At 68.3% G+C, this 7,942-nt stretch carries 7 protein-coding genes; 1 reads left to right on the top strand and 6 read right to left on the bottom strand.

Annotated elements, in window-relative coordinates; translation table 11 throughout:
* Positions 1 to 144: 144 nt before the first annotated feature.
* The 4 genes from B1790_RS34000 to B1790_RS33985 are packed head-to-tail and all read right to left on the bottom strand — an operon-like array spanning position 145 to position 5,040.
* The gene (locus B1790_RS34000; protein WP_079927657.1) at positions 145 to 915 is read right to left on the bottom strand and encodes an SDR family NAD(P)-dependent oxidoreductase; all 771 of its coding nucleotides are present in this window, start codon (positions 913 to 915) and stop codon (positions 145 to 147) included.
* Positions 916 to 937: 22 nt separating this feature from the next.
* Positions 938 to 1,795, bottom strand: a complete 858-nt coding sequence (locus B1790_RS33995; RefSeq protein WP_079927656.1) for a pseudouridine synthase — start codon at positions 1,793 to 1,795, stop codon at positions 938 to 940.
* Complete coding sequence (locus tag B1790_RS33990; protein WP_369832472.1) at positions 1,792 to 3,567, bottom strand: glycerol-3-phosphate dehydrogenase/oxidase; 1,776 nt, start codon at positions 3,565 to 3,567, stop codon at positions 1,792 to 1,794. The genes B1790_RS33995 and B1790_RS33990 overlap by 4 nt, the downstream gene beginning before the upstream one ends.
* A 57-nt stretch (positions 3,568 to 3,624) precedes the next feature.
* Entirely contained in the window at positions 3,625 to 5,040 is a 1,416-nt protein-coding gene (locus B1790_RS33985) for an NAD(P)H-quinone dehydrogenase (RefSeq protein ID WP_079927654.1), read from the bottom strand.
* A gap of 81 nt (positions 5,041 to 5,121) precedes the next feature.
* On the opposite strand from B1790_RS33985, the gene B1790_RS33980 reads away from it, so the two are divergent.
* Entirely contained in the window at positions 5,122 to 5,607 is a 486-nt protein-coding gene (locus tag B1790_RS33980; RefSeq protein ID WP_079927653.1) for a gamma-glutamylcyclotransferase, read from the top strand.
* Here the strand turns inward: B1790_RS33980 and B1790_RS33975 are convergent.
* Positions 5,604 to 6,773 carry an amidohydrolase gene (locus B1790_RS33975; protein ID WP_079927652.1) on the bottom strand — a complete coding sequence of 390 codons (1,170 nt, stop codon included), beginning with the start codon at positions 6,771 to 6,773 and terminating at the stop codon, positions 5,604 to 5,606. The two genes, B1790_RS33980 and B1790_RS33975, sit on opposite strands and share 4 nt — an antisense overlap.
* The coding region (locus B1790_RS33970) for a M20 family metallopeptidase (RefSeq protein WP_233165450.1) at positions 6,770 to 7,942 on the bottom strand (1,173 nt) is incomplete at its 5' end. The genes B1790_RS33975 and B1790_RS33970, both read right to left, overlap by 4 nt.

Below are 7,942 nucleotides of genomic sequence, written 5' to 3'. Positions count from 1 at the left end.
TCGCTCAGAGGCGGGCACTCACACTCCCCGGCGGAGAGCTCGCCGGCGGCACGAGGGATTTGACCACCATGCGAGCGTGCACAAACTCCGACATCCACCCGGCGTGTCGCCCACAGACACGCACGCTCGCGCCAACGACCGGGGCTAGCGCGGGGTGCCGCCGCCGTCCACGATGATCATCGTCCCCGTAATGTAACTGCCTGCGTCAGAACACAACAGCAGTGCGGCGCCCACCAACTCGTCCGGGGTCCCCAAGCGCTTCATCAGCGTGCCGCGGGTCATGCCGTCGATCGCCTCCTGCGGATTGTTGCGCATCATGTCGGTGTCGATCGGACCTGGCGCAATGGCGTTGACCCTGATGCCGTCACCGACGAAGGCAGCAGCCATCGACCGCGTGTACGACATCAGCGCGGCCTTGCCCGCGGCGTAGATCGACAGGTCGGCCGCGAAGCCGAAGGCGCCGACCGAGACCATGTTCAGCACCGCGGCGTGGCCACTGTTCTTCAAGTGCGGCAACGCCTTCTGCGTCAGGAAGACCGGGCCGCGGACGTTGACGTCGTTGGACTTGGCCCACGCCTCGACGGTCATCTCGCCGAGCGGCTGAGCCAATGCGTTGGCGGCGTTGTTCACCAACACGTCGACGCCGCCGAACTCCGCCACGGTGCCGTCCACCAGGACGTCGAGCCCCTCGACGTCACCCGCGTGGACCGGTATGCCAATCGCCTGTCCGCCAAGGCCGCGCAGATGGGCGGCCGCCTCCTCGCAGGCGTCGGCCTTGCGACTGGCCACCACCACGTTGGCACCGGCCAGCACGAAGCCCTCCGCCAACGAAAGCCCGATGCCCCTGGTACCTCCCGTCACGATGACGGTGCGGCCGGTCATGTCGAAGAGTGCGTCGAATGCAGTGCGATCCACCAGGTCAGTAGAACACGCCGCCCTACAGCGTTCGGGTGCTCTCGAACGACCGGCCGACCTTCGCGACGGGATCCTCGAACTCCAAGCGATGGGCCAGTAGCTGCAACGGTCGCGTGAAGTCGTCCGGTGCGACGTCGAGCACGTCGGGGTACAACGGGTCGCCAAGGATGGGCAGCCCCAGCGACGCCATGTGCAGACGCAGTTGGTGGGTACGCCCGGTGCGCGGGGTCAGCCGGTACAGGCCCTCACCGGACAGCAGCTCGACCAGCGTCTCGGCATTCGGCTCACCCGCCTCCTCGAACGCCTGCAACCGACTGCGTTCCTTGATGATTCGACTTCGGACCGTCAAGGGGAAGTCCAACCCCGACTCCCCCGCCCGCGCCAGATAGGTCTTGCTCACCTCACCGCGCGCGAACATCGTCTGATAGGCCCCGCGAACCTCGCGGCGCACCGTGAAGAGCAGCACCCCAGCCGTCAACCTGTCCAGCCGATGCGCCGGCGAGAGCTCCGGCAGGTCGAGCGAGCGCCGCAGTCGCACCAGCGCCGTCTCGGCGACGTGCCCTCCCCGCGGCATGGTCGCCAAGAAGTGCGGCTTGTCGACGACGACGATGTTGTCGTCGCGATACAGGACGGGCACGTCGAACGGGACGGGAATCTCGTCGGGCAGGTCGCGATACAGGTACACGTCCGCATTCGGCGGAAGCACCGTCGCCGCCCCGACGACGGTTCCGTCCGCGCAAACGACTTCGCCGGCAAGCACTTTCGTCGCCGCCGCCTCGCCGAACCGGTCGGCCAGTTCGACTAGCACAGCACCCCCGCGCAACCTCACCCGAACCGGCCCGAGGCCGTCCCGAACCGGAAGGGGTGCAGGGCGCCTCACGTCAAGGGCACGGGCTCGAGAATCTCGGCACGCGCCTCGGGTGCGGCGGCACGCAGGGCGTCGGCCGACTCGTCGTCGGCCCGGGTCTGTGACAGCACCTCGGCTTCGACCCGTGCCCGATACGTGTTCACCTCGCGGTCGACGTCCTCGGCGCTCCAACCCAACACGGGCGCAACGACTTCGGCGACTTCACGGGCGCAGTCGACGCCGCGGTGCGGGTATTCGATCGAGATGCGCATGCGCCGCGCGAGGATGTCCTCGAGATGCAATGCCCCCTCGGCCGCCGCGGCGTAGTACGCCTCGACCTTCAGGTAGACGGGCGCTTCGGTGATGGGCGCCAACAGTTCTGGACGCCCCTCGGCCATGGCCAGCACCTCGCCAATCAACGAACCGTAGCGGTCAAGCAGATGCCGAACGCGGTACGGGTGCAGGTCGTAGTGGGCGCCGACGTGTTCGGTTTGGTTGATCAGGGCGAAGTATCCGTCGGCCCCCATCAGCGGCACCTTCTCGGTGATCGACGGCGCCACCCTGGTCGGGACGAACACACTGGCCGCGTCGATCGCGTCCTCGCCCATCACCCGGTAGGTCGTGTACTTGCCACCGGCGATGGAGACGAGACCCGGCGACGGCGTGGCCACCGCGTGCTCACGCGAAAGCTTGGAGGTCTCTTCACTTTCCCCCGCCAACAAGGGTCGCAGGCCGGCGTAGACGCCATCGATGTCGTCGTGGTTCAGCGGGGTGGCGAGCACGGTGTTGACCGTCTCGAGGATGTAGTCGATGTCGGCCTTGGTGGCGGCGGGATGCGCCAGGTCGAGGTTCCAGTCGGTGTCGGTGGTGCCGATGATCCAGTGCGTGCCCCACGGGATGACGAACAGCACCGACTTCTCGGTCCGCAGAATGATCGCCACCTCACTGACGATGCGATCCCGCGGCACCACGATGTGGACGCCCTTCGACGCCCGCACGCGGAACCGGCCGCGCTCCTTGGAGAGGGCTTGAATCTCGTCGGTCCAGACGCCGGTGGCGTTGACGACCACGTGCCCGTGCACCTCGGTGGACGCACCGTCCTCGGAGTCTCGCACGCGCACGCCGGTCACCCGGTCGCCCTCGCGCAGCAGCGACACGACCTGCGTCGAGGTCCGCACCACCGCGCCGTAGTGAGCCGCGGTGCGCGCCACCATCATCGTGTGCCGCGCGTCGTCGACCACGGTGTCGTAGTAGCGGATTCCGCCGATCAACGAACTGCGCTTCAACCCGGGCGCCAGGCGCAAAGCGCCGGCCTTGAGGAGGTGCTTCTGCGCAGGCACCGACTTCGCGCCGCCCAGTTGGTCGTAGAGGAAGATGCCCGCCGCGACGTAGGGCCGCTCCCACAGCCGCTTGGTGAGCGGGAACAGGAACGGCAAGGGCTTCACGAGGTGAGGCGCCAGCGTCGTCAGGGACAGTTCGCGCTCGTGCAGCGCCTCGCGGACGAGACCGAACTCAAGCTGCTCCAGGTAGCGCAGGCCGCCGTGGAACATCTTCGAGGACCGGCTCGACGTGCCAGAGGCGAAGTCGCGAGCCTCGACGAGAGCCACCTTGAGCCCGCGGGTCGCCGCGTCGAGTGCGGCCCCGGCGCCCACGACGCCGCCTCCGATGACGACGACGTCGAACTGCTCACTTCCGAGGCGTTCCCACGCCTGAGCTCGCCACTCGGGGCCGAGCAGAGTCTGGCCGTTACCAGGTCCGGGGATCGGGTCGACTGCGCCGGTGGTTCGCTCACGAGCGTCGCTCACGGCCATGCCCCTTCTCGTTACTCGTCGGTAGACGTACGGCTCCGAGCCTACGTGGCTTCAGTCCAGATCGTCGTGAGCCATCAATCTTCGGGCGGCCTCGACCGTCGAGCCGGACAGCGATGGGTACACCGACAGCGTTTGAGCGAGATCCGTCACCGATATCCGGTTCTGCACGGCGAGCGCGATGGGCAGGATCAGTTCCGAGGCGATGGGTGCGACCACGACGCCGCCGATGACGACGCCGGTGGCCGGACGGCAGAAGATCTTCACGAAGCCGCGGCGCAACAGCGACATCTTTGCCCTGGCATTCGTGGTCAGCGGCAGCATCAGCGTGCGAGCGGGAACCGTCCCGTTGTCGATCGCGGTCTGGGGAACACCGACCGCGGCGATCTCGGGCCTGGTGAAGACGGCGGCCGCGACGGTGCGCAGCCGAATGGGCGACACCCCCTCGCCCAGCGCGTGATACATCGCGATGCGGCCCTGCATCGCGGCGACCGAGGCCAGCGGCAGCAGGCCGGTGCAGTCGCCAGCGGCGTAGATGCCTGCTGCGGACGTGCGTGACACCCGGTCCACCGAAAGGTAGTTGCCCTGGCTCAGCTCGATCCCGACCTTCTCGAGCCCCAGACCTTCGGTGTTGGGCACCGAGCCGACCGTCATCAGGGCGTGGCTGCCCTCGACCTTGCGGCCGTCGGCCATCGCCACCACGACGCCGTCACCACTGCGGGTGACCGAGTCGGCGCGCGCGTTCTTGACCAGCTTCACGCCACGTTCGTTGAAGGCCTCCTCGAGCACGGCGGCGGCGTCGGAGTCCTCGTGCGGAAGGATCTGGTCGCGGCTGGCCACCACGGTGACCTTGACGCCCAGCTCGGTGTAGGCGCTGCAAAACTCGGCCCCGGTGACGCCCGAGCCGACGATGACCAGGTGTTCGGGCAGCTCGGTGAGGTCGTAGAGCTGACGCCAGTTCAGGATCCGCTCGCCGTCGGGCGCGGCATGGGGCAGCACGCGAGGACGGGCCCCGGTGGCGATCAACACGACGTCGGCCTTGAGCACGCCGACCTTGCCCTCGGTCGTGGTGACCTTCACCCGGTGGTGAGCCATGCCGGGGAGATCGTCGACGAGCTCGCCGCGCCCGTGCACGATCGACACGCCCTCGCGCAACAGGTTGGAGCCGATGTCCGCGGACTGCGACCGGGCCAACGTCTTCACCCGGTTGTGAATCTGCGGCAACGAGATCTTGGCGTCCTCGATCTTGATGTCGAAGCCGAGCCCGTTGGCGCGCCGCAACTCGGTGCGCACCCCGGTCGACGCGATGAACGTCTTCGACGGGACGCAGTCAAAGAGCACGCAAGCGCCGCCGATGCCGTCGGAGTCGACGACGGTGACCTGCGCTACGTCCGGGCCACGGCCCGCTGCGACGAGGGCAGCTTCATACCCGGCGGGGCCGCCGCCGATGATCACGATGCGGGTAGCCACGGGACCAACTTAGTCTGCTGTGTCCAACTCAACCCGGTGGTTAGGCGACTGGGCCAAGTTGGACCCCTTAGGCTTACCGCCGTGCAGATCTACGCCGCCTACGGATCGAACATGCATCCGGAGCAGATGTTGCAGCGTGCGCCGCACTCGCCAATGGCGGGGACGGGGTGGATTCATGGGTGGCGTCTCACCTTCGGTGGCGAGGATCTCAGCTGGGAGGGCGCGCTGGCGACCCTCGTCGAGGATCCCACGTCCAAGGTCTTCGTCGTCCTCTACGACATGACCAAGGAGGACGAGGAGAACCTCGACCGCTGGGAGGGCTCGGAGCTCGGCTTCCACAAGAAGATCCGCTGCCGGGTGCACCGCGAAACCTCCGACACCAGCACCGATCCGGTGCTCGCTTGGCTCTACGTCGTCGACGCGTGGGAGGGCGGCATCCCGTCGGCCCGCTACCTCGGCGTGATGGCCGAAGCCGCCGAGATCGCAGGCGCGCCAGCGGAATACGTGCACGACCTCCGTACCAGGCCAGCACGCAACATCGGTCCTGGACCCAGTCAGGGCAGTTAGAGCCCCGCGCTCTGCTCGATGATGTTGGTGAACACCCGAACCCCGACGCCCAACGCCTTCTCATCGAGGTCGAACGTCGGCTGATGGAGGTCGAGCTGCGGCCCGACGCCCGGCCACACGCCCAGCCGCGCCATCGCGCCGGGGACGTCCTCGAGGTACCAGGAGAAGTCCTCGCCGCCACCGGATTGGCGGGTGTCGGTGAGGACGTCGGGACCGATGGCCTCGATGGCGTGGGTGAAGATCCGCGTCGACACCGACTCGTTCACCACGGGCGGCACGCCTCGTCGGTAGTGGACGCTGTACTGCACCTGCAGCGGGGCCAGCAGCGACGAAACGATCTCGCGGACAAGCTCTTCCATCACCACCCAGGCTTCGCGACTTGCGGTGCGAATGGTGCCCGCGATGCTGCCCGTCTGCGGGATGGCGTTGGCCGCGACGCCCGCGTTGACCGCGCCCCACACCATGACGGTGCTGTTGCGTGGGTCGACTCGCCGCGAAAGGACGCCGGGGACGCCGGTGATCAGGGTGCCAAGCGCGTACACCAGATCGCCGGTCAGATGCGGGCGCGAGGTGTGCCCGCCCGGTGAGTGAAGGGTTATCTCGACCTGGTCGGCCGCGGAGGTGATCGGTCCGGGCCGGATGGCGACCTTGCCGACCTCGAGCCGCGGATCGCAGTGCAGTGCGAAGATTCGCGACACCCCGTTCAACGCGCCCGCCGCGATGGCGTCGATGGCGCCGCCCGGCATCAGCTCCTCGGCCGGCTGAAAGAGCAGCCGCACGCCGACGGGAAGTTCGGGGACCGACGCCAGCGCCAGCCCCGCGCCAAGCAGTACCGCGGTGTGCCCGTCGTGACCGCAGGCGTGCGCGACACCGGGGGTCAGCGACGAGAACGGCAGCCCTGTGCGTTCGGCCATCGGCAGCGCGTCCATGTCGGCCCGCAGCGCGATCCTCGGCGCGTGCTCCGGCCCGAAGTCACACGTCAGTCCGGTGCCACCCGGCAGCACCTTGGGGTTGAGGCCGGCGTCGGCCAGCCGCGACGCCACGAACTGCGTGGTGTCGAACTCCTGGCGCCCCAGCTCGGGGTGCTGGTGGACGTGCCGTCGCCAGGCCACCAGCTCGTCGTAGTTGGCGGCCAACCATGCGTTGGTCGAATCTTGAATGCTCATGCGTTATCCCGCTCCGTCTTGAGCTGGCTCACCCTGTCGCGTTGCGCGGGTGTCTCGGCGAGCTCCACGACGGTGCGGGCCAGCATGACGGCTCCCTCGATGACGGCCTTGTCGGCGCTCGGCCCGGCGGCGGCCGAGGCGAACGCCTGCTGATGGATGGATGCACCGTCGGCGTCGATGCCGACGATGGGATGAATGCCCGGCATGACTTGGGTGACGTTGCCCATGTCGGTACTGCCGAGCGGTAGTGCCGCCTCGAACTCCGCAGCGACGGGCGTCCTGCCGAACCGCACCATCTCGGCGCGGAAGACGTCGGCAAGCCACTTGTCGGGCGTCAGCTCGAGGTAGGACGGCTCAGTCGCCTCGACCTGGTGACCGCAACCCGTGGCCACCGCACCGGCCAGGAAGCAGTCCGACATCCTGGCCTCCAGCTCCTTGAGCGATCCCGAGTCGTTGGCTCGCATCGTGTAGTGCATCTCGGTGCGGGCGGGGATGACGTTGGTGGCCTGCCCGCCGTCGGTCACGATGCCATGCACCATCTGACCCGGCGCGAGTTGTTGACGCAGCAGGCCGATCGCCACCTGGGACACCGTGATGGCGTCGGCGGCGTTCAGTCCGAGGTACGGCGCGACGGCCGCGTGGGCTTCGCGCCCGAGGTACTCGACGGCGACCTGGGACAACGCCAGCGACCGCGCGCGGGCGATGTCGATCGGGCCTGGGTGCAGCATCACCGTCGCCGCAACGTCGTCGAACACGCCGGCGTCCAGCATCAGCGCCTTGCCGCCACCGGCTTCCTCCGCGGGGGTGCCGAGGAGGACGACGGTCAGGTCCAGCTGGTCGGCGACCTCTGCCAGCGCCAGCGCCGTTCCGACCGCGGAGGCCGCGATGATGTTGTGCCCGCAAGCGTGACCGATACCCGGCAGCGCGTCGTACTCCGCGCAGATGCCGACGACCAGCGAGCCGCTGCCGAAGACGGCGCGGAACGCGGTGTCCAGTCCCGCTACCCCGGCCGTGACCTCGAAGCCGCGCTCGGCAACCAGCGCCTGGGTCTTGGCGCAGCTGCGATGTTCGGCAAATGCCAACTCCGGCTCGGCGTGAATCGAGTGGGACAGCTCGACGAGGTCGCCACGCCGTTGCTGCACGACGTCCTCGACGATCGTCGACGCTGT

Origin of the sequence: Mycobacterium sp. AT1, from assembly GCF_002043095.1 — a bacterium.
Lineage (GTDB): Bacteria > Actinomycetota > Actinomycetes > Mycobacteriales > Mycobacteriaceae > Mycobacterium.
This window is presented reverse-complemented; position numbering and strand designations above follow the sequence as displayed.

What these genes read in the sequence shown, in the direction of transcription:
- B1790_RS33975 (WP_079927652.1), bottom strand. Translation starts at nt 6,773, where the DNA reads ATGAGCATTCAAGATTCGACCAACGCATGGTTGGCCGCCAACTACGAC.